Source organism: Hongsoonwoonella zoysiae (assembly GCF_013266695.1).
In the GTDB taxonomy this organism is placed as follows: domain Bacteria; phylum Pseudomonadota; class Alphaproteobacteria; order Rhizobiales; family Stappiaceae; genus Hongsoonwoonella; species Hongsoonwoonella zoysiae.
The window spans coordinates 21,434-44,028 of sequence record NZ_JABRXF010000002.1; the positions used below are offsets into that span (position 1 = coordinate 21,434).

Here is a 22,595-nt window from a genome sequence, read left to right on the forward strand (position 1 = left end):
CGCTAAAAATTAACGTCGGGAGGAAGGCTGCATGAACCGGTTTCAAAGCGTGTTCGGGCGAAAGAAGCCGGTAATCGCGATGGTACACCTCGGCGCGTTGCCGGGCACTCCGCTCCATGATCGGGAGTCTGGCCTCGAAGGTCTGGTCGAGGGTGCGCGCGCCGACCTTTCAGCCCTGCAGGTGGCAGGCTTCGATGCTGTGATGTTTGGCAACGAGAATGACCGGCCTTATGAATTTAAGGTCGATACCGCGTCAACTGCGACAATGGCCTATGTGATCGGGCGCCTGCGCGACGAAATCACCGTTCCCTTCGGCGTGAACGTGCTTTGGGACCCGATGAGCACGGTTGCGCTTGCCGCCGCGACGGGTGCCCGGTTCGTGCGGGAAATCTTCACCGGCACCTACGCGTCGGACATGGGTGTGTGGAAGCCTGATGCGGGTGCGGCCATGCGCTATCGCAATCGGTTGGGAGGTGACGACGTGGCCATGTTCTACAATGTCTCTGCCGAGTTTGCGGACAGCCTCGACCTGCGTTCCTTGCCGGATCGCGCAAGAAGCGCGGTCTTTTCCAGCATTCCGGATGCGGTGCTGGTGTCCGGTCAGATCACAGGCGAGGCCGCCGCGCTTTCGGATCTTGAATCGGTAAAAGCAGTTCTTCCCGAAACACCCGTTTTGGCGAACACCGGCGTAAAGCATGAAACCATTGCGGATGTGCTGAAAGTGGCGGATGGCTGCATCGTCGGGTCCGCGTTGAAAGTCGATGGCAACACATGGAAGCCGGTCGACGCCGACCGTGCGGCTGATTTCATGCAGCGCGCGAGAGCTGCGCGGGGTGAAGCCTGATGAAGGACCGGCTCCGCTCCAATCTGAGCGACCTCATGATGATCCCGGGACTGAGCGGGCATGAGGATCGTGTGCGCAGGTGGATCGCCGAACGCCTTCGTGTGGATGGCATTGGATGCCGATCGGATCGCATCGGTAACCTCATCGCTTCGTTCGAAGGCGATACCGCACTGCCCTCCGTCATGGTCTTCGCACATATGGACCAACTCGGCTTCATCGTCAGAAAAGTCGAGGAAAACGGCCTGATCCGCGTCGAGCGGCTGGGCGGGGTTCCGGAACGTGCGCTGGCGTCCCAGGCGGTTTTGCTTTGCGGAAGAAACGGCTGCGACGTTCCGGGCGTGCTCTACAACAAGAGCCACCATGCGACTTCTCCGGAAGAGAAATACACCGTCCTGAAGGCGGCGGACTTGCGGATAGACACCGGACATTCGTCGAAGTCAGAGGTTGAAGCTGCCGGTATCACGATTGGGACCCCGGTGGTCTACAGGCCGAATGTCTTCGAATTGGCCGGGAACCGGATTGCCGGTACCAGCGTTGATGACCGCGCTGGTTGTGCCGTACTGATGGAGATAGCGAGCGCGTTGAAGGATCGAAAAACCGGGCCAACGGTTCACCTCGTTTTCTCCGTTCAAGAGGAATTCAACCTTCGGGGCGCCGTGGTCGCTGCGCAAACGCTCAAGCCTGATATCGCCATCCAGATCGACCTTATGCTCGCGACTGACACGCCCGAAATGGCGGATCGCGGCGATATGCGTCTCGGCGGCGGGCCGGGCCTGAGCCTTTATTCGTTTCACGGGCGCGGCACGCTCAATGGCGTCATCCCGCATCCTTCGGCGGTTCGTTTGCTTGAGGAAACGTCGGTTACGGCGGGAGTGCTTTTGCAACGCAGCGCGCAGGTGGGTGTACTGACCGACCTTTCGTACGTTCAATTGATCGGTGAAGGGGTTGTCTCGGTCGATGTCGGTTTTCCGATGCGCTACTCGCATTCGAGCCTCGAAGTCTGTGACCTCGGAGACCTCGAAGGACTTGCCAGATTGCTGATTGCCGCGCTCGCAAGAATTGGCGGCGATTTCGAACTTGGGCGCGACGGGGAGGGTGCATGAGCTATACGCTCGGTATTGATATCGGAACTTTTGAATCCAAGGGCGTTATCGTCGATGAGGCTGGCGAAATCGTCGCCAGTGCCGCTTCGCCGCACAAGATGATCGTGCCCCGGCCGGGTTGGGCGGAACACCGGGCGGACGAGGATTGGTGGCATGATTTCAAGACCATTAGCCGAAAGCTTCTGGATACTTCAGGCATAGATCCATCCGATATCCGTTGTGTCGCGACCAGCGCCATCGGCCCTTGCATGCTGCCGGTCGACGAAGCCGGAATACCTTTGATGAACGGTGTTCTTTACGGCGTCGATACGAGGGCGGAGCAGGAAATTGTCGAACTGACGGATAACCTTGGCGCGGATAAAATCCTCGAGCGATGCGGCAATGCGCTGACCTCGCAGTCCGTCGGGCCGAAGATTCTCTGGCTGAAGCGGAACCGACCGGAGATTTATGAAAAAGCCGCGAAGTTCCTGACTTCTACGAGTTATGTCGTTTTTCGCCTCACGGGCGAATATGTCATCGACCACTACACGGCGGCCAATTTCTCTCCGCTTTATGATGTCCGTATGCAAGACTGGGCTGCGGACCTTTCGGATGGAATTGCCGATCCCTCTCGCCTGCCACGCCTCATGTGGTCGACGGAGATCGCGGGCCGCATATCGGCTCAAGCCGCAGCCGAAACGGGGCTGGCGGAAGGCACGCCGGTGACCGCCGGCACGATCGATGCGGCAGCGGAAGCGGTGAGCGTTGGAGTGCACGAACCCGGCGATATGATGATGATGTACGGCTCCACCGTGTTCATCATCCTGGTGACGGGGGAGCGCGTGCAGGACAGCCGCCTGTGGTACGCGCCCTGGCTATATCCCGGCACTCATGCATCTATGGCCGGCCTTGCCACAAGCGGAACCTTGACCCACTGGTTTCGAGACGAATTCGCCGCAGAACTTTCGAAAGACGCTGCCTTTGCGGCACTCGCGGAAGAGGCAAGAGGCTCGCCCAAGGGCGCGAAGGGCCTGATCATGTTGCCTTATTTTTCGGGTGAGCGAACGCCGATACATGACCCTTTGGCGAAAGGCGCGTTCTTTGGTCTCAACCTCACGCATGGGCGCGGCGATCTTTATCGTGCGCTCCTGGAAGGTATCGCCTATGGCACCGGGCATGTGATCGAGACCTATCGGGAGGCCGGGCAAGCACCTGCCCGCATCCTTGCTGTCGGTGGTGGCACGAAGAACGACGTCTGGCTGCAGGCTACATCGGATATCGGCGGGCTTGACCAGATCGTCTGCGAGAAGACGGTGGGTGCTGCCTATGGCGATGCATTTCTGGCAGCTGTCGCGATCGGGGCGGCGGCACCAGAGGACATCCTGCTCTGGAACCCGCCAGATTCCACGATCAAGGCGGAAGAACATGCCGTCTACAAGAGCCAGTACAAGCTGTTTCGGGAGCTTTACGAAAGCACCAAACACATCGCTGCCGCCCTCGGCGAGAGCGCTGATTAACGCGCTCCGGTCCGAATTTTTATTTCACCGCGCCGGCGGCCATGCCCTTGATGATGTAACGCTCCAGCACGATGCCGATAATGATCAGCGGCAGGATCGCGGCCGTGCTGAGCGCTGCCATCGCCCACCAGTTGATTCCCTGGCTGCCCGTCTGGCTTGCGACCATGACGGGCAGCGTCTTGGCGTCCGTCGAGGTCAGAAGAGCCGCGAAGAAATATTCGTTCCAGGTGAGCACGAGGCAGAGGATGAAGGCGGCGACCATGCCTGGAAGGGCGATCGGCAGCACGATCGTCAGGAAAGCGCCCCAGATTGAAAGACCATCCACGAGAGCTGCTTCCTCAAGCTCGACGGGAATTGAAGAAAACTGGTCTCGCATGATCCAGATGACGATCGGCAGCACCGTCAGCGTATAGAGCATGACGAGGCCGATACTCGTATCCAGAAGGTCCAACTGCTTGTAAAGCACGAGGAACGGAAGGGCGAGAACGACTGGTGGAAGGATAAGCTGGCTCAGGAAAAAAAAGGAAATATCGGGGTTTCGCATGAAGCCGAAACGGTAGCGAAAGCGGCTCAGGCCATAGGCCGCCATGCTGCCGAGGATGACGGCGAGTGTCGAGGAGGCGAGAGCTGAAATCGTGGAATTCGTGAAGCGTTTCAGAAATTCTTCGCGCACGGTCGATTCCGCCCAGATCGTGTCGGGCGAAAGGCCAAGCGATTTCCAGCCGAGCCATCTCGGCGTGAAGTCGACAAGAGGCACCAGATGCCCCTGCATGACGTTCGGCGCCATCTTGAAGGAGGTCGTGATCGTCCAGTAGATCGGAAACAGGCAGACCACGGTCCAGAAAATCAGGATGCCATAGACCGCGACTCTTCCGGAAAACCAGCGCGTTTTCTGAAGCAGGTCGAATTCGCTATCGTGGAAAATCTGCTTGTCGGACATCTCAGTATCTCGGGTTCATCCAGCGGTCTACGAGCTTCATGAAGGTCGTGATCGCGACGACGATCAGCACCAGATAGACAATGGCCAGCAGCGTTCCGTAGCCGACGTTGGAGCGGTCGCGATACTCCCGGAAGATGAAGCTCGTCACGCTGTCGGTCGCGCCTCCCGGGCCGCCCGATGTGACGTTGATGATGATATCGGCAAGCTTCAGCTTGAAGATGATGCGGATCAGGATTGCCGTGATCGAAACCGGCAGCATGAGCGGGAAGGTTATTTCCCAGAAGCCACGCCACGCACTCGCGCCATCCACGCGCGCCGCCTCCTGCAACTCGCGCGGGATCGCCTGAAGCCCGGCCAGTATCATGATCATCATGAAGGGAATGAACGTCCAGGCGTCCATCATCATGATCATGGCCCGGGCAACCTCGGGATCGCCGAAGAAGGACGGCCTCTCCCAGCCAAGCCAGCGGGCGAGCCGGGCAAGCGGGCCGAAGCGGATCTCCATCATGGATTTGCCGACCATCCAGCTCACAGCAACGGGGGAGAGCATCAGCGGCATCAGGAAGGCGACGCGGAAGAACTTTCGCGCCTTGATATCCGAGGCGAGCAATAGTGCGAGGCCGAAGGCAACGGCGTATTCCACGAGGATCGCGAGCGTGTAATACGCCATGTTTTTCAGTGCGTTCCAGTAGAACGGGTCGCCCCACATCTGCCGCACGTTGTCGAAACCGTTGAACTGACGTCCCGTCGGCGAGGAGAGGTTCCAGTCGGAAAACGCAATCCCGAGCGCGAAAACGAGCGGGAAAATTACCATCGCCACGACGAACAGCGCGGCGGGAAGCACGAAGAGGGTGCGCTTTCCCTGTTCGCCATGGAGTACGACCTGAGCGATACAAAGGCACACGCTCCAGAACAGAAATCCGTAAAGGGCAGGCCGCCAGTTCTCGAATTCCAGCCCGATATATCCGGCCTCGGCAAGCGCCAGTGCGGCGAAAGTCAGCGCCATGACCGCCGCCGAGCCCCAGATCAGCAGTTTGCCGAGGCGCAATCGCATCGGCGTCATATCGTCGAATGTGACGACGTGGAGGAGGTCGCCTTCCTTGCTCATGCCTTCATGCCGAATGCGCTCGTGATGATTTCAATGGATCGGGTCCTCTTGCCACGCCGGCGATAACGGCCGGCTAGCCAGCAATCAAACAATGCAATCTGCCGGTTTGGAAGGGTAATCGGGAAAGAGATTCAAGGGAGCCGGCGGTTGTCCGCCGGCTCCGGTTTTCATTAAAGCCCGAGAGAGGCCTTGTAGAGTTCAACCTGACGCTCGCGGCCGATCTGGTCGGTAATCTCTTCCCAGGCCTTGGCAATCGCGTCCGCCGTTTCCTGGGCCGAGCCATATTGACCGGCAAAGCCTTTTGCGAGTTCGTCTTCCGCGACCGAATAGTACTGGAAGATACCCGGAATACGCGGTTCGATCGCCGCATTGGGGTGATTGTAGCTGTCGGCGTTCGACCCGAGGTAGTCCTCCACGAAGGCACGGTCGTACCCGGCCTCTTCCCATTCGCCGTAGTTGAAGTGCGAATTGCGGTAAGGCTGGAAGCCGGAGGGGTAGGCCGATGTCCAAAGCGACAGATCCTTGCCGCCAAGGTGAGCTGCGGCCGACCAGGCGGCTTTCTGCTTCTTGGAATCGGAATCCACGCGGGCCATCACGTAAACGCCCCATCCGATATAGGCCATGTTGGGTGCTTCGTTGGGGCCGCTCGCCAGCGTTTCCCATTCGCCCTTCCTGTGGTTCCACACATCGTCGGAACCGGGCAGATGGCGGAAGCCAACCACATCGCCCACGACCGAGGAATCGGAGGTGCGCGCATTCGAACCTACATCGCCCCACCAGCTGATCATCGAGCCGGTTCCGGCAAGAAACTGCTGGAAGGCGGTCGTGCCGGGGTCTGCGTTGATCTGATCGGGTGGCTGTGTGGACATGACATCCATCACATCCTGAATCGCACGCACGAAAGCGGCATTGTTCACCCGCGGCTTCATATCCTCCGGGTCGAATAGCCAAGCCGGATCGTCAGGGTGCTTGGCGTAGGCGGTTGCCCGCGACTCCAGGAAGTAGAAGCCGAAGCCGCCCCATCCTTTCAGCGGGTCGAGGTATCCGTGCGCATCCAGACCTGTGAGCGGGTCCTTCTTGCCGGCCAGGAACTTGGTGTGCTTTTGCACCATTTGCCAGGTCGTCGGCGGCTCCCAGGGCGTTCCGTCGCCTTCTTCGGCCCAGGCCTTGGCGAATTCCTCGTTGTCGTAATAGTCGGTTCGATACGCAAACGTGTGGCAGTCACCGTCGATAGATACACGGTAGGTCTTGCCGTCCCAGGTGCCGACAGGCGCTTTGAGATAGCCGACGTAATCGTCCATATCGATGATACTCTTCACCCAGTCGGGCATGACGGACGCAAGGCCGCGGCCCGTCACGTCGCCTTCGAAGGGAGCGCCCATCTCGATGATGTCGAAATCCACCGTTTGGGTGGCAATCGACTGCTGCAGGCGAGCGTTGTAATCGGCCTGGGCCAGGTCGATCCAGTTGATCTTAGCGCCGGTATAGGCCTCCCACGGCTTCAGGAAGCCGCGGAACAAAAAGTTGTGGAGGTTCTGGTTGTTGAGGCCCATGAAGGTAAGTTCGACGCCGGCGAATTCCCCTTCCTGCACGACCTCCTTGACAGGGCCGAGACACAATTCGCCTACCTTTTGCCAGTCGGCATCCGTGGGTGATCCGGCGCCGACGCCCGGGATTTTCAATATCTGCGCGCGCAGGCTCGCGTTGTCCGCCGCCCACACCGGGCGCGCGCTGATGCCGGTTGCAACACCGGAAAACGCGGCAAGTGCGCCGGTGCTGGCCATTCCTTTAAGCACGTCGCGCCGGCCAAGCCGCCCCGCACGCATCAGTTGGTTATACAAATCGACCTTCATGAATGTTTCCTCCCTCTGGCAGGCGGCCGGGCGACTTTGGCGGGTGGCGGTGGACGGTAATCTCTGGATTTTTATGGGTATCCGCTGCCGTATCGCCCCTGGCCGGCCGGATATTGCGCGACCAAGCCTGACCGATTGCAAAAGTGTCACAACGATGTAGGGACCTGTCAAGCTTCTAACATGTTAGCATGTCGAGAGAATGGACAGCCGCGTTCCACTCGGCTTATCGTGCTGTGAAATTTTCGCAGCGGGGGACGTATGGCCGAAGTCACAATTCGCGATGTGCGCAAATCCTATGGCACGGTCGAGGTGCTTCACGGCGTCGAATTCGATATTCAGGATGGCGAATTCGTTGTGCTGGTCGGTCCGTCGGGCTGCGGGAAATCGACGCTTCTGCGAATGATCGCGGGTCTTGAGGCTATTTCTTCCGGCACGATCGCGATCGGGGATCGGGTGGTGAACAATCTGCCGCCGTCGCAGCGCGATATCGCGATGGTTTTTCAAAACTACGCGCTTTATCCGCATAAGACCGTGGCATCGAACATGGCATTCGCGTTGCGCATGCGCGGCATGGAGAAATCCGAAATCAAGGCGAGGGTGGACCGTGCGGCGGAAATCCTGGGCCTTACGCCATACCTCGACCGCTACCCGCGCGCACTTTCCGGAGGGCAGCGCCAGCGCGTGGCGATGGGCCGCGCGATCGTACGCGACCCGCAGGTGTTCCTCTTCGATGAACCCCTGTCTAACCTCGACGCCAAATTGCGCGTTCAGATGCGCACGGAAATCCGCGAGTTACACCAGAGACTTAAGACGACAACGGTTTATGTCACGCATGACCAGATCGAGGCGATGACGATGGCCGATAAAATCGTGGTCATGCAGAACGGCCATATCGAACAGATCGGCTCGCCGCTGGAACTTTATGATATGCCCGCCAACACCTTCGTTGCAGGTTTCATCGGTTCGCCCTCGATGAATATGCTCGATGGGATAGTGCGGAAGAATGGTGACGGATGGGCGGCGGAAGTCGACGGAACCCATCTGCCGATTGTGGCGCGCGAAGGTATCGAGGAGGGGCGTGAGGTCACGATCGGGATCCGGCCGGAAAAACTTTTGCTGGCACATAGCGGCCTTGAGGGAAAAGTCTCCGTTGTGGAACCCACGGGCGCGGAAACGCATGTCGTGGTCGAGACGGGCGGCGGCGAAATCGTGGCGGTATTCAGGGACCGTCATCAACTTCAACCTGGCCAGCCATTGCATTTCACGGCCGAACCGGATGCGATCCATCTGTTCGACAAGACGACGACTGTGAGGATCCTGTGAGCATGGCGGCAAATCCGAAAACACTTGTTTGCTTCGGAGACTCCAATACCCATGGAACGAAACCCATGGCGCATTTTGGCGAACGCGGGCGATATGCAGCCGACGTGCGTTGGACCGGGTATCTTCGTGGGGCACTGCCGAAAAATGTCATGCTGATCGAGGAGGGCCATCCAGGGCGCACCACCGTTCACGACGACCCGATCGAAGGCGCGCACAAGAACGGGCTATCGGCGCTACAGGTCGCGCTTGAGACCCATCGCCCCGTCGATTTGCTTCTGATCATGCTTGGCACGAACGATTTCAAGGCGCGCTATTCCGTTACCGCAGCGGACGTCGCGCGATCGATAGATCGGTTGCTGCGCATTGTGAAAGTGTCTGAATGCGGGCCGAACTCCGGTGTTCCCAAGGTACTTCTGATCGCTCCGCCGCCGATCGAGGAGCGCGGGTGCCTCGCGGGTATTTTTGAAGGCGGTAGTACGAAATCTCGTGGTTTTGCACCCTTGCTCGCGGATGTGGCGAAGGAGCACGGCGCGGGATTTGTTGACGCGGGGAAGGTAATTCAGATTTCACAGGTGGATGGTGTGCATTTCGAAGAGGACGCGCATGCCGCGCTTGGCAAAGTAATTTCCGAAGACGTCGCAAGAATGCTTTGAACTGAACGCGCCCAAGCGAAACACTCCGCGCTTCGCCGTTTGACACCATTGGGAGGAAGACAATGCTCAAGGGGCTGGACCCGAGACTGAATGCCGAAGTCCTTTTTGCTTTGCGGGCGATGGGGCATGGCGATCTTTTGGTGATTGCCGACACAAATTTTCCCGCCGATTCGATTGCCCGGGAAACGGTCTATGGCGATCTTCTGCGGATGGACAACCTGACGGCGGCGGAAGCTGCCGAGGCTATTCTTTCGGTTCTGCCGCTCGATACCTTCGTCGACGATTTCGCAGGCCGTATGGAAATCGTTGATTCGCCAAATGAAATTCCGCCCGTGCAAGCTGAGGTCCAAGCTGCGATCGATACCGCGGAAGGCCGGAGTCGACCGATGGTGGGGATCGAGCGGTTCGATTTCTATGATCGCGCCAAGCGGGCTTACGCTGTCATTCAGACCGGGGAACGGCGGTTTTACGGCTGTTTCATGTTCCGGAAAGGCGTTATCCCGCCAGCGTCGTGAAAGGTGAAATAAGGTGAAAAAATGGGCGGAAAAATAGTCATTTTGGGAGTTTTCGTTGCCGACACGGCTTATCGAGCCGACCGCGCGCCACGAATGCACGAGACGATCCTGGGCAACAGTTTCGCCCTCGGCCCCGGCGGTAAGGGGTCGAACCAGGCAGTCGCGGCGGCCCGCGCCGGAGGGGATGTGCACTTCGTCACGAAGCTCGGCAAGGACACCTTCGCGGACATGGCCTTGCGGACATGGGCCGATGCGGGCGTGGTGCCGGAAGTCACCCAGCATGACGACAGTTACACGGGAGCAGCCTATATTTTCGTGGAGGAGGCCACGGGCGACAACGCGATTATAGTTTGCCCTGGCGTGGCGCGGACAATTTCGCCCGCCGATATCGAGATGAGGCGGGAATTGATCGCCTCGGCGTCCGTCTTCGTGACTCAACTTGAACAGCCGATGGATGCGGCGCACCGGGCATTGGAAATCGCGCGCGCCGCGGGCGTCAGGACGGTGCTCAACCCGGCACCGGCTGCCGATATTCCGCGCGAAATGCTTGCGCTTTGCGATTTCGTGACACCGAATGAATCCGAGGCCGAAGGTATTACCGGCATCCAGGTCCAAACATTGTCCGATGCGGAGCGCGCGGCGAATGCGCTGCTTGAGAAAGGTGTTGGAACGGCGATCATCACGCTTGGCGAGAAAGGGGCGCTATTCCGCGATCGTGAGCGCAGCCTGCACATTCCGGCTTTCCGGGCGGGCCCCGTCGTGGAGACCACCGGGGCGGGAGACGCTTTCAACGGAGGGTTTGCGGCCGCTTTGGCCCGAGGAGAGGACCCGGTGGATGCGGTTCGTTTCGGGTCGGCGACGGCGGGTATTTCCGTAACCCGTCCGGGAACGGCGCCGTCAATGCCCAAGCTTGGCGAGATCGAGGCACTCTTGCGCGCTTAAGGACGGCGACGGATTGGTATCGAATTGATTGCTCCAATCGGTTGATCGATTTGAGGTGAATGAAGATTTTCAAAGGTGCGCAATGAATTCGACCCAAAAATTGTGAGATGCCCTTAGGTAAGACACTGCTATAGTGATGGCAGGCAGCGGTCCGGGCAGTTGTGTACCCTATTGCGAAAGTTTATCGGATTTCGTTGTCTCAATGGCCAAGTTTTGCGTGCCATAGGAGCACCTTCATGTGCGGTATAGCGGGCTTTATAAATTATTCTCCGGCAGCCCCTGAACTGACGACGCAAATACTCACCGGAATGACTGTTTCGCTCGCCCACCGCGGCCCGGATGATACCGGTACGTGGATTGATGATGAGGCCAATGTCTGTTTCGGGCACCGGCGTTTGTCGATTATCGACCTTTCGCCTGCCGGGGCCCAGCCGATGCATTCCGCCAGCGGACGCTACACTATTGTCTTCAATGGTGAAATTTACGGCTTCAAGACACTCAGAGACGAGTTGGAAGAGCGAGGTGCGCGGTTTCGCGGTCACTCCGATACGGAAGTGCTGCTTGAAGCCGTGGAGGCATATGGCTTTCAGGACGCGCTGATCCGGTTGAACGGCATGTTCGCCTTCGCATTATACGACCGCGCGGCGAGACAAGTTCTGTTCGCGCGGGACAGGGTCGGCAAGAAGCCGCTTTATATCGGGCTTGCCGGACAGACCCTGGCTTTCGGCTCCGAATTGAAAGCTCTTCGCAAGCACCCGGCGTTTTCAAGTCCCGTTCTCGACCGCGGTGCGGCGACCCTTTTTGCGAGGCATAATTATATTCCCAGCCCCTATACGATCTACAGGGATGTCATAAAGGTTCCACCCGGTTGCTGGCTCGCTGTTTCCACCGACGATAGGCCGGATTTCGCGCATGGCCTGCGGGACAGGTTCCAGCGCTACTGGAATGTTTTCAAAGTCGCGGAAGCCGGATGCGCCGATCCCATCATCGACGATGAAGAGGCAATGGAGCTTCTGGAAGGAGCTTTGAAGACGGCCGTTCGTGAACGCATGGTTTCGGACGTCCCCGTGGGCGCGCTCCTGTCTGGCGGCATCGATTCCTCGCTGGTCGTTTCCATGATGCAGGAAGTCTCCTCATCGAAAGTGCGCACCTACACCGTGCGCTTCAATGAAGGGTCTCATAACGAAGCGGATGCTGCGGCTGCCATAGCCGGACATCTGGGAACGGATCACTCGGAGATCCTCGCGGAACCGAGCGCCGTGTTCGATCTGATCGACGATTTGCCGGAAACCTACGACGAGCCTTTCGCCGATCCGTCGCAAATCCCGACAATGCTTGTTTCCAGACTGGTGCGCCGGGATGTGACGGTTGCGCTGTCCGGCGACGGAGGCGACGAAACCTTTGGAGGGTATAACAGGTATCGGCAGATGATGACGTTCGACAGCCTTGCGAGGAAGGTACCGGGGTTCGTCAACAAAGCCGTGGACCTTGCGCCCGCATGGGTGGTTGGCGGAGCGCTGACGCTTGGCGGCCCAGCAATCCCGTCTTCGCTGAGGGAGGAGATATCCACCGACAGGATCAAGAAGCTGGCCGAACTCATGCAGGTTCGCGATTTCGACGAACGTTATCTGGCGTTTTTGTCGGAATGGTCCCAGCCGGAAAAGGTGGTTTCGGGCGGATATGAACCGGAAACCGCAATGACCTGCGCACGGTCGCTGGCCGGCCTTCGCGAACTCGACCGCATGATGATCAGGGATACCGCAGCGTATCTGCCCGATGACGTGCTGGTGAAAGTCGATAGGGCGTCAATGTCTGTCGGGCTGGAGATGAGGGCGCCGCTGCTCGACCACCGGGTGATCGAACTGGCATGGCGAAGCCCAAGGAGGCTTTGCATCGAAAACGGAAATGGCAAACTCGCTTTGCGGAGGATGCTGAAGGGAAGGGTGCCGGCCGAACTCATGGACCGGCCCAAGCGCGGCTTCGGCATTCCGATCAACGACTGGCTGCGTGGTCCGCTTGAGGAATGGGCGAGCGAAAGCTTGTCCCGCTCGCGGCTCCAGCGCGATGGAATATTCAACCCTGACCCTGTCCGGAAATGCTGGAAAGAACACCAGTCAGGCCGCCGCAATTGGGGCCCCAAGCTTTGGAATATCTTGATGTTCAACGCCTGGGTTGAGAGATGGGGATCCGGCTGAAGGCATTCAGCGATTGCTGGAAGGGCGTTGTTTCGACGGCTGTGTTCCTGGAGCGCAGTCGTGATGCGAAAACGCTTCCGGTTCGATGTTCAATTCGGGATCGTCGGTTCGCCGGCATCCGTCAGGTTCATCCACCCGTGCCTGACCGCGAAGCGGACGATCTGCGCCCGTGAATGCAGTTTGAGTTTTTCGGTCGCGCGGGCCTTGTAGGTTTCGATCGACTTTATGCTGACATTGGCGCGTGCCGCGATTTCCTTGTTGGCGTAGCCGAGGGCAACCATCTTCAAAACATATTCCTCGCGCTCCGTCAGTCCGAGTTCGTTGTTCGAATGGGTGAAGTCGGTACCGTCTTCCGCCGATGGGGCCATCACATCGCGCGCGGTAGGCGGATCCAGAAACAGGCCGCCAAGCATGGCCGAGCGTATCGCCAGAAGCAGGTTCTGGTCTGCCGAACGCTTTTGTATGAAGCCTTTCGCACCGATCTGCAGCGCCTTTTGAACGAAGGTTCGTTCTTCATAAAGCGTCATCATCACGATGTGCCCCGGGAAGCCTCCGTTCAGTAGCTTTTCCGCAAGCGCCAACCCGTTCACGTCGGGTAGCGAAACGTCCAGTACAACGACATCCGGCTTCAGTTCCTCGATCAGGGCTTCCGCCTCGGCACCGTTATTCGCATCGCCGACGCAGACTATGTCATCCGATGCTTCGATCAGGGCGCGCGCACCGGCCACCACGAGTGGATGATCGTCGACGACGATTGTGCGGATCTTCCTTTCAGTCATCGACCTACCCGGTGTTGGAACGATTATTCGGGTGTCCGATGGGTATCGATACCGAGATCGCGCTTCCTCGCTTCTTGCCGATAGGCCGGCGTATCGTCACATCGCCGCCAAGCTTGCCGACCCTCTCGCGAATGCCCGAAATCCCGCCGTTTCCGTAGCGTCCTTGCTGGCACGCGAAGTAGTTTTCCGGTGAATTGGCAAAGCCTGGCCCGTCATCCTCTATCGTTAGGATCAAAAATCCGTATTGCAACTCAGTTCGGATTTCGACGAGCGAAGCATCCGCCGCATGCTTTGCGATATTGGTCAGGGATTCTTGAACCACGCGGTAGACGACTTCGGATATTTTCTTGCAAAACCGCGCTCTTTTGAGGATATCGCAAGAAACATTCACCTGGATGCGGGTGTGGCCCATCCAACGGTTCGCCATCTCTTCCAAGGCCAGAACGAGCCGGTCCGGAGACGGGATGCCAAGACGCATTCCGGATGAGATGGCCTTGATCTCCAAGCTCAATTGCTCAAGGGATGCGCGTAAGGCGGCTATCTGGGGCACCAACTCTGGACTTTCGGAATTTCGCTCCAGGCTTGCAAGGATGAGCTTGGCGCCGACGATCTGCTGGCCCAAGTGGTCATGCAGGTCAAGGGCGATGCGTTTGCGCTCTGCGGATACAGCCGCTTCCACAACCGCACGTTCAGCCCCTTCCGCCTCGCCACGGCGTACCGGCGGCGTGGCGGATGCCATGCGAGGACGTCCGGAAGCAACGGGCTTCCTCGGATCCGACACCGGGGATTGAGGGATCTCGATCGATCCGCCACCCGCGCGTTCTTTTTGCCCGGCAACCGGTACAAATTCGATTGATGCTGGCGAGCCTGCAACGACGTGAGGCTCTCGATTGCTTATTGTGTTCAAGTATCGCCTGGTGACATCAACAGGCGTCAGTTTCCGGATTTGGGATCTGAATGTAGATCCCTCTGGGGAATTACGCATTACCAGCCCCCACTCGTTTTATACGCCTCTTGGATCAGTGTTATTTCAAAGACATTTTAATAGGATTTTAGAAAAACAAACACAGGAAATGAATACGTAGATAAAAACATTCTTATTAAGGTTATTCAACTTAATGTTAACAAAAAATTATTAATTAATACAACATTTTACGTTGAGTAACTGAAGGAGTCAAGCAGTCGAACACCCCCTGAAAAACTGGCAATAATTTCAACCGTTAGGCGAAATTATCACAAGCGGTAAGACTGGGTTGTCTGGAAATCATCGTCCGTTCTGGGGTTCTGAATATTCGATAAACGCCTGCCGTCATGAGGTGGGAAGAACCGGCTGCTAATAGTTGAAGCGGTGTCTCGTAGTTATTTCCCTGACAAGTTTCGGATGTAGCGCATGCTTTGTCAGGTTTTAAATCCGCGAGCAGCTTTCAATGCATGATTCATCTTGTGTTATCTTTCCGTAAAGCGTGCGGTAAAGCCATAGCTCACGGTGGCGCAGGCAAGAAAAAAGGGGTTGAGTCCGGGAGGGGCGCAGAGACCGAGATACGCCTCGTGGCATGAAGTTTCAACGCGCCTTGCATCGCGTTCTCTGAAGTTTGTTCTCGCGTCGCACAGAGAATGGGGCATTCATTGTGATAATTTCGCACAGGTATATCGACTATCCTGACACCGCGGGCGCGCAGGCCAGACTTAGAGGGCGTGTGAATGCCTCCGCCGGCGCCTCGTTTTTCGATTCATTAATATATGCGCAATTGTGCCGACGGCGTAATCGGGCGTTGCGAAATCGCGGGCGCATGAGTTTGGCATTGCCGGCGTCATGGCGCCTTGCTGTCCGCCAGGCGAGCGCGAGCGCCAGTGCAGCGGGCTACGAAATTCACCTCATTGGCATATTGCTTGCTGACCGGGGCCATTCATACGGCAGCTCAGGTTCGCGCGTGGGTGGGCCGACCTCCATTGCGGTATTCCTCGCGAAGGGCGGCCGCCAGCGGGGCAAGCGATATGAAGATGGGGATGATTACGAAACGGCCGTAAATGTGCGTCGAGGAATTGATTATGATCAGGAATACAACTGTCGTCGCGATAGCCGCCTTTGCGGCGGGACGGGCCCGTTCGATCGGCCATGCATAAACGATAAGAAGCGCGATACCCATCATCATCAGCACAAACCCGAAGAGCGAGATAAGGCCGCCCTCGGTCCACAGCAGCAGATAGGTGTTGTGAACCGGCAGGTTGTATTGGCTCATCACGCGAAACTGGTCGGCCCCGACGCCGAGCCAGATCGTATCGCCGGCAAGCTGAAGAGCTTCGCGAATAAGCAGCAACCTGTCGGAGAAGGTGCCGGCCTCGTTGATGTCGCCGGATTCGAGGCCCGCCAAGACGCGCCTTTGGAAAATCTCCGGCAAGATGGTGTGCGGATCGGTGAAACTGAGAACGCCGATTGCCAGCACCGACAGGGTTCCGGCAATGAAGATGCGCTGAAAATTCGCGGACATGATGAAGTATATGGCCACGCCGAAAACAAGCCCGGACAAGGCCGTGTTGGAAGCTGTCAGGATGACGCCATAAACCAGCAGGGCGATGGAGATGCTGGCGAGGAGAGGATGAATGAGCCTGGCGTGCATCATCGAAAAAACGATCGGTATCGTGAATGCCATCAGGTAGCCGCCGGCGTTAATGCGCCGAACCAGGCCCATGAGCCTGCCGCTCCCGCTTACGAAGATGGTATTCGTCTCCCCGACGAAGTGAATAACATAGATGCCGTGGAGTACCACGGTCAGGATCGAAGCCAGGAACACCTTCAGGAGGATGTTCGTCTCTTTTCTGGAGCGGGTCAGCAGGATCAAGGGGACGACGAGGAAGGCGAAGAGGTACTGACCCACGAGAATAAGCCCGCGCACGGGAACCCCGGCCGCGAGGCTGCTGATGAACAGTGCTCCCACCATCGTCACCAAGCCGATCACCCAGAGGAAAGTGCCGGGGCCAAGCGGCCGCAGGTTGAGGCTGTGATGGGAGATCATGGCAAGAAGGCACAAGCATGCGAAACCATCGCTCGCGGTGAAGAAAAACGTCGGCACCATGAACACGTTCATTGGCGACAGATAGACGAACATGCAGGCCAGAAAGAATTCGATCCGGTGGGCTCTGGGGCGATCGCTCGCAGCTGCCGAGATCTGCAATACTCTGGACAAGGTTAACAATACTCCGGTTCGTATCGGATTGTGGATCAAACCATGCAGGAGAAAAACAGTAACATTAGCAATTCAAAAAATATATTACAAAAATTACGCCTCGAAATACTTATAATCATGTGTAATGTAACGAAGGTAACGTAAGGGTATGATATGCTCGAGAAGATGACAGGCAAGGAAAAGGGATATCCCTCAGCCGTCGATGCGGATGATGTCGTGCAACATGCGCCTGCTTCCGGCAGCATCATCGGCATTCGTGAAATCCTGTCGGTTCTAAGACGCAGGCTTTTGCTGTTTGCAGGCATAGGCGCTGTGAGCATCATCTTTCTTGTGCTGCTCGTGATGTCCATGAAGGACATTTATTCGGCATCCGCGACTTTCGTGCTGGAAAGGAATGAATCGCGCATGCTGGAGGCGGTTACGCAGATACAGGGCGAAACGCGCGATCTGGTTGCGATTGAGACGGAGATGGACATCGTCTCCTCACGCATATTTGCTGGCAGGGTCGTGGATGAGATGAACCTCATCGAGCATCCATGGTTCAATTCTTATCTTCCTTCGGAAGAAGAGGCATCGAAGCTTGCGCTCGCGATTGAGCCGGCCCGAGCCTGGCTTGAAGAAAATTTCGGCATTTTCGCCCCGGAAGAGCAGCCTGAGCCGCCTGAAATCGCCGTTCAGCGCGACCATGCTATCTCGAGGTTCCTTTCCAACCTCGGCGTTTCGCGGAACGGGCAGACGCTTGCCGTCACTGTGAGGACACGCGCGCCGGAGCCAAAGCTCGCCGCCGATCTGGCGAATGCGGTTGCCCGAATTTACGTGGAGCTTTCGCGCGAAAATACACGCAAGGCCATGAGCGAAGCGGTGGGTTTTTTGCGCGAACGCTCCACCAAGATCGCAAAGCGCATCGCGGAAAACGAACGGGCAATCGCCACGATGATCCAGGAGAACCAGTTGTCCGCGAACTCTCGCGACGACGTGGTGCGCCAGCGCATCGACGGATTGAACGCCCAGTTGACGGCGGCACGTGTGGAATGGGCCGAGGTCAAGTCTCGCATGGAGCAGGCGCGGTTGGTGATCGAGGGAAACAAGGATCTCGATACGACCACTCTGGATTCGGCGCTGCTCGACACGCTGAGAGGAGAACAGGCGCGCCTGTTGCGTGAAAGGGCACAGTACTCCTCCAATTTCGGCAGCAATCATCCCGAGGTTATCAGGACCAACGCCGAACTTGCGAGCGTAGGCGAGATGATGACGGGCGAGATGCGCCGGATTATCGACGAACTTTCCAGTCAGGAAAGGATCATCGAAGACCGGGTGCGGCGACTGGAAGCGCAGATATCGGGATGGCAGGACACCGTTCACCAGCGCAGCTTTGCCGAAATCCGGATGCGCGAGCTGGAAAGGGAGGTGCAGGCCGATCAAAAGCTGCACGATCTCGTGCTGGCGAGGATCGGCAGTCTTGATCCTTTCGCGGAGATAGCGAAGGCCAGCGCTCGCGTCGTGTCCTTCGCCGAAGTGCCGCGAAATCCCTCCTATCCGCTGAAGAAACAGATCGTCGCCGGAGGCTTCGTAGGCATCATGGCCCTCTCGATGATCCTGGCGATCCTCCTTGAGGCGAACGATACGCGTATCCGCTCCGTCAGGCAGGTCATGAATTTGACGGCGCAGCCCATGCTTGCGGTGGTGCCGAAGGCGAAAAGGTCCCTTATTTCATGGGGCCGAACGCCTGTTTCGAACTTCATCAAACAAGGGCGCACCCCGTTTTCGGAAGCGATGCGGTCCCTCTATTTCGCTTTCCGGGCACAAGCCCCCGGCAATAGCTCGACAGTCCTGTTCACCGCCCCTCTTCCGGAAAGCGGAACCACTTCCGTCGCCATGGGATTTTCTATTGCGGCGGCAAAGGACGGGGCAAGCACCATTTACGTCAACCTCGACCCTCGCGTCATGGACCTGGGGATGATCGGCCTGCCGAAGCCCAAGGAGGCAATCCAGCCACAATCGAGCAAGGACGGCGTCTATCCTTACATCGATGCCGTTCAGCATGTGCCGCATATCCCGGGTCTCGATCTGATTGCGGGATCGAGCTTGCTGGACAGGGGCTCAAACGGCGAGCCGTTGCATACGGACGACGTCCGAAACCTTTTAAGCCAACTGCGCATGAAATACGACCTGATCGTCTTGGATTGCGCCCCGGTGCTTATCGTCGAAGACGCGAATTCGCTGGCACCTTACGTAGATGCAGTCGTCCTTGTCGCGCGTTTCGGCAAGACACGGGATCAGGATCTTCAGGGCGCTGTCGAGCGGTTAAGGATCAACCGTGCTCCTCTTATTGGCGCGGTGCTGAATTTTGTCGACCCGCGCGCGCAAACCGTGAAGGAGCCGCTGGGTGCTTCGAGTTATCAGCAAGAGGCCAGGGCCTACTTTGGACGGTAGGCGGCTTTCCTGCGGAATTCATGAAGTGGATGCTGCATGCCGTGAAGGCCAGGAACTTGTTGATGATGTGATGAGTTACGCGGCTCGTTTGGCCGCAAAGGATGTCTCGGACATCCTGCAGCCGGAGGTAATGAGATGTCGGTGCAACGTTGCATGAAAATCCTGAAGCGGCTGGCCACGATAACTGTCTTTCTGGCCTTGCCGGTCTCGGTTGGCCACGCAGCCTCTTCCCCGCAAGGGGCGGAACAGGAATTCCAGATCGTCCTTGCGCCGGGTGATACGGTCAAATTCGACATCCTTGACGACGACAAGGACCCCATCGATCTGCTGATTTCCACCGAAGGCGTAATCCAGGCGCCGCTTCTCGGCGCCGTCAATATCGCGGGACTAACCCTGCCGGCGGCGCTAGACGAACTGAACCGCCGATATATTGAAAGCGAGATATTCCGCCGGCCGAAGATTGGTCTTTCTGTAGCGGAATTTCGACCTGTCTTCGTGATAGGCGATGTGCAGAGCCCCGGATCTTATCCTTATCAGCCTCAGCTTACCGTCGAAAAGGCGGTCGGGCTTGCCGGCGGTCAGATCAAGGCAAAACCGGCGGAGGACCCGTTTCTTCAGCGGGCCCGCATACGCGGAGAGCTTTCCGCGCTCAAGGCGAATATCATCGCGGAAGGTCTGGCGCACGCGCGTCTCAACGCCCAACTGGACGGTCGCCTGAAGATCAGCAACGACGACATTCCCCCGATGGCGCGCCCGTATATGGATGAATCCCTGGCGCGGATCTACCGGGATGTGGAACTGCAAATCCTGGAAGCCGACATCGAAGGATTTATCAAGCAGCGGGACAATCTGGAAGAAGGTTTGAAGGAGGCCGAGCACAGCCTTCGCCTCTTCGAGCAGCTTTACCAGAAACTTGAAAAAGCCGTGGGCTTCACAAAAGGCGACCTGGAACGCGCCAAGGAGTTGCAGAAGCGCGGCATCCAAACCTTGTCAAACGTGTCGAATATCGAACGCCAGCTCACGAACGAAGAAGCCAGGATGCTTCAGATCCTGACGGTTATTTCCGACGAACGCCGTGGTATCGGCACCTTGAAGCGCAAGCTCGCCGGCCTGGAGCAGTCGCGGAAAATGAACATCCTGTCCGAAATGCAGCAGCGGAATGCGAGGCTCGCGAAGATCGTCTTCAGCAGGCGCATTGCGGAAGAGCAACTCGTGCTCCTTTCGACGATGTCGGAACAGGAACTGGCCGAAAACAAGGAGGTTATCCTTGACTTCATGATCCGTCGCACTGTCGGCGGCAAAACGAGGGTGTTTAGCGGATCGCCGGATACGCTGATGGCGCCGGGCGATGTGGTGACAGTGCGGATGCTTCGTGAGGGCGAGAGCAGCGGCTACGCAAATGTGGACCCCGCTTCCCAGCCATCATCCGACGAAGAACCGGGTGAACCCAAGTCGGCATTTGCGCTGCCGGCAGACGCCGATTGACCCAGGCGCCGGAAAAGGGGAGCGATGTGTTCGCAGGAACGGACAACGAAACGATCGCGCGTTCGCGCCCTTCGCTGACGTTGTCCGGCATCGGTGGGCGAGTTGCCGCGCTTTTGGCACTGATCGTCTTTGCGGTGCCTGCCGCGTTAACGGCGGTCTTGATCTGGGCCACGCTCGGGCGCCCGCTCATGTTCCGTCAGACCCGCAGCGGGCTTGAGGGGCGAAATTTCACGGTCGTCAAATTCAGGACGATGAACGACCGACGTGGCCCGGACGGGCATCTGCTGCCCGATCGTGAGCGGGAAACGGCGCTTACGCGCCTGGTTCGCAGGTTGCGTTTCGATGAAGTTCCGCAATTACTGACGATCCTGTACGGCGACATGAGTTTCATCGGCCCTCGGCCATTGTTGCCTGTCACGGTCTCCACCTTCGGGGAGTGGGGCGTGATGCGGGGGCGCGTTCGGCCGGGGCTGACCGGCTGGGCGCAGGTAAATGGCGGAACGAAACTTACCAATATCGAAAAGCTCGCGCTCGATCTCTGGTTTATCGAGCATCGGACGATGCTCTTGAATGCGTGGGTTCTGGTGCTGACAGCGCTCATGCTAGTGCGCGGGGAGCGTATCCGCCGAAAACCACTTGCGGAGGCGCAGGCCTACCTGATCGTCAGATCGCGCGAACCCAAGGAAAAGGGAAATCGTTTCAAGGAGCGCCTTCAGATGCGGGTCGCGCTGGCCGGCGTGCCCGACCTCGTCGCGCGCGCTCGCGGATCTCTGGAAGATTCAGGCCAGGAGCCGGCGCTCATGATCGATATTCCGGTCCCGCCTGAGGCTGGCTCCAACCTTGTTCGAAGCGATAGGCTCCGCACCATAAGCGGCCGCGATGTCGCGACAGGCGCGGCGCGCATGGACGAAGCCGAATTTGCAGCCCTGCTTGAAGCGTTCGATCCGGACATCCTCCTTATTCTCGATCATCCAGAGTTGTTTTCGCCAAAAATCGGTTCGATCCCCCGATTGGGAACCATCGGCTTTCACCCTTCGCCATTGCCCTTGATGCGGGGCCGCTCCGCCGTTCCTTGCGCAATTCTCAAGGGTGTGCCAGCCACGGGCGCATCGCTCTACTGGATGGTGGAGGCGGGCGATACCGGCCCGTTACTGATGCAAACGCCGATTATGCTGGATGCCCGTGAAACGGCGGCCAGCCTCTGGCGCAAGCAAGCCGATGCGCTGGAACTGATGTTGCCAAGCGCGCTCGACCTCATCCGTATCGGGAACCCTCCGAAAATCGATCAGGACCATGAACGAGCAACCTTCTGCGATGACCTGCGGCCGCAGGAGGGTTTGATCGACTGGAATGATCCCGCTGAGGCGGTGCTGCGCCGCATTCGGGCATTCGACGGGTTTCACAGCGGAGCTTTCACATCGCTCGATGGCTGCAACCTGTTCATCGAAGACGCCAGGCCGTGGCCTCCCGGTGAATATGCCGGAGGAGGTGCGCCGGGAGAGGTGCGGGGGCATACCAACCTCGGTTTCGTCGTCTGCTGCGGCAATGGCGACTGCATCGAGGTGACGAAATGGCGGAGCGATGACGCGCAAGCCCCACCCGCTCCGCACGTCGTGCTGGGGGGCAATAGATGACCTGGACATACGCCGAAAGGCGTTCGGCCAAGGCGCCGACGCCGGTTCCGGAAATGGAAGAACCGCCTGTCCGCGCCTCAGCCGTTTCTCGAGCATTCGGGGGAGGG

General features: G+C 58.2%; 17 protein-coding genes. 11 read left to right on the plus strand and 6 right to left on the minus strand.

Annotation, left to right across the window (positions count from 1 at the left end; all coding sequences use genetic code 11):
- Positions 1–31: 31 nt before the first annotated feature.
- The 3 genes from HPQ64_RS11395 to HPQ64_RS11405 are packed head-to-tail and all read left to right on the plus strand — an operon-like array spanning position 32 to position 3,443.
- A complete protein-coding gene (locus tag HPQ64_RS11395; RefSeq protein WP_172888635.1) occupies positions 32–844 on the plus strand; it encodes a BtpA/SgcQ family protein in 813 nt (270 codons plus the stop codon).
- A complete protein-coding gene (locus HPQ64_RS11400) occupies positions 844–1,947 on the plus strand; it encodes a M42 family metallopeptidase (RefSeq protein WP_172888636.1) in 1,104 nt (367 codons plus the stop codon). The genes HPQ64_RS11395 and HPQ64_RS11400 overlap by 1 nt, the downstream gene beginning before the upstream one ends.
- A complete protein-coding gene (locus tag HPQ64_RS11405; RefSeq protein ID WP_172888637.1) occupies positions 1,944–3,443 on the plus strand; it encodes an FGGY-family carbohydrate kinase in 1,500 nt (499 codons plus the stop codon). Before HPQ64_RS11400 ends, HPQ64_RS11405 begins: the two co-directional genes overlap by 4 nt.
- A 19-nt stretch (positions 3,444–3,462) precedes the next feature.
- On the opposite strand, the gene HPQ64_RS11410 is transcribed toward HPQ64_RS11405, so the two are convergent.
- The 3 genes from HPQ64_RS11410 to HPQ64_RS11420 all read right to left on the minus strand — a co-directional run bounded on the left by HPQ64_RS11410 (position 3,463) and on the right by HPQ64_RS11420 (position 7,344).
- On the minus strand, positions 3,463–4,383 hold the full coding sequence (locus HPQ64_RS11410; RefSeq protein ID WP_172888638.1) for a carbohydrate ABC transporter permease: 921 nt from the start codon (positions 4,381–4,383) through the stop codon (positions 3,463–3,465).
- A 1-nt stretch (position 4,384) separates the two neighbouring features.
- Complete coding sequence (locus tag HPQ64_RS11415) at positions 4,385–5,491, minus strand: carbohydrate ABC transporter permease (RefSeq protein ID WP_172888639.1); 1,107 nt, start codon at positions 5,489–5,491, stop codon at positions 4,385–4,387.
- Positions 5,492–5,661: 170 nt separating this feature from the next.
- Positions 5,662–7,344: a type 2 periplasmic-binding domain-containing protein gene (locus HPQ64_RS11420; protein WP_172888640.1), complete on the minus strand. Its 1,683-nt coding sequence runs from the start codon at positions 7,342–7,344 to the stop codon at positions 5,662–5,664.
- A gap of 258 nt (positions 7,345–7,602) precedes the next feature.
- Here HPQ64_RS11420 and HPQ64_RS11425 point away from each other — a divergent pair, with 258 nt between their 5' ends.
- From HPQ64_RS11425 to asnB, 5 genes are all read left to right on the plus strand, one after another.
- The gene (locus tag HPQ64_RS11425) at positions 7,603–8,667 is read left to right on the plus strand and encodes an ABC transporter ATP-binding protein (RefSeq protein WP_172888641.1); all 1,065 of its coding nucleotides are present in this window, start codon (positions 7,603–7,605) and stop codon (positions 8,665–8,667) included.
- Between the two features lie 2 nt (positions 8,668–8,669).
- The gene (locus HPQ64_RS11430; protein ID WP_172888642.1) at positions 8,670–9,320 is read left to right on the plus strand and encodes an SGNH/GDSL hydrolase family protein; all 651 of its coding nucleotides are present in this window, start codon (positions 8,670–8,672) and stop codon (positions 9,318–9,320) included.
- Positions 9,321–9,382: 62 nt separating this feature from the next.
- Positions 9,383–9,835 (plus strand): RbsD/FucU family protein, encoded by a 453-nt coding sequence (locus HPQ64_RS11435; protein ID WP_172888643.1) that lies wholly within the window; start codon positions 9,383–9,385, stop codon positions 9,833–9,835.
- A 21-nt stretch (positions 9,836–9,856) separates the two neighbouring features.
- Complete coding sequence (rbsK, locus tag HPQ64_RS11440; RefSeq protein ID WP_172888644.1) at positions 9,857–10,777, plus strand: ribokinase; 921 nt, start codon at positions 9,857–9,859, stop codon at positions 10,775–10,777.
- Between the two features lie 236 nt (positions 10,778–11,013).
- A complete protein-coding gene (gene asnB, locus HPQ64_RS11445; RefSeq protein ID WP_172888645.1) occupies positions 11,014–12,972 on the plus strand; it encodes an asparagine synthase (glutamine-hydrolyzing) in 1,959 nt (652 codons plus the stop codon).
- An 89-nt stretch (positions 12,973–13,061) separates the two neighbouring features.
- Here the strand turns inward: asnB and HPQ64_RS11450 are convergent, their stop codons facing one another.
- From HPQ64_RS11450 to HPQ64_RS11460, 3 genes are all read right to left on the minus strand, one after another.
- Positions 13,062–13,751 (minus strand): response regulator, encoded by a 690-nt coding sequence (locus HPQ64_RS11450; RefSeq protein ID WP_172888646.1) that lies wholly within the window; start codon positions 13,749–13,751, stop codon positions 13,062–13,064.
- A gap of 4 nt (positions 13,752–13,755) precedes the next feature.
- Positions 13,756–14,490 (minus strand): sensor histidine kinase, encoded by a 735-nt coding sequence (locus HPQ64_RS11455; protein WP_172888647.1) that lies wholly within the window; start codon positions 14,488–14,490, stop codon positions 13,756–13,758.
- A gap of 1,180 nt (positions 14,491–15,670) precedes the next feature.
- Positions 15,671–16,936 (minus strand): O-antigen ligase family protein, encoded by a 1,266-nt coding sequence (locus HPQ64_RS11460; protein ID WP_172888648.1) that lies wholly within the window; start codon positions 16,934–16,936, stop codon positions 15,671–15,673.
- A 153-nt stretch (positions 16,937–17,089) separates the two neighbouring features.
- Between HPQ64_RS11460 and HPQ64_RS11465 the strand changes: the two genes are divergently transcribed.
- From HPQ64_RS11465 to HPQ64_RS11475, 3 genes are all read left to right on the plus strand, one after another.
- Positions 17,090–19,369, plus strand: coding sequence for a GumC family protein (locus tag HPQ64_RS11465; protein ID WP_172888649.1), 2,280 nt, complete (start codon positions 17,090–17,092; stop codon positions 19,367–19,369).
- Between the two features lie 135 nt (positions 19,370–19,504).
- On the plus strand, positions 19,505–20,854 hold the full coding sequence (locus HPQ64_RS11470; RefSeq protein WP_172888650.1) for a polysaccharide biosynthesis/export family protein: 1,350 nt from the start codon (positions 19,505–19,507) through the stop codon (positions 20,852–20,854).
- On the plus strand, positions 20,851–22,488 hold the full coding sequence (locus HPQ64_RS11475) for a sugar transferase (protein ID WP_172888651.1): 1,638 nt from the start codon (positions 20,851–20,853) through the stop codon (positions 22,486–22,488). The genes HPQ64_RS11470 and HPQ64_RS11475 overlap by 4 nt, the downstream gene beginning before the upstream one ends.
- The last annotated feature ends 107 nt before the right edge of the window (positions 22,489–22,595 follow it).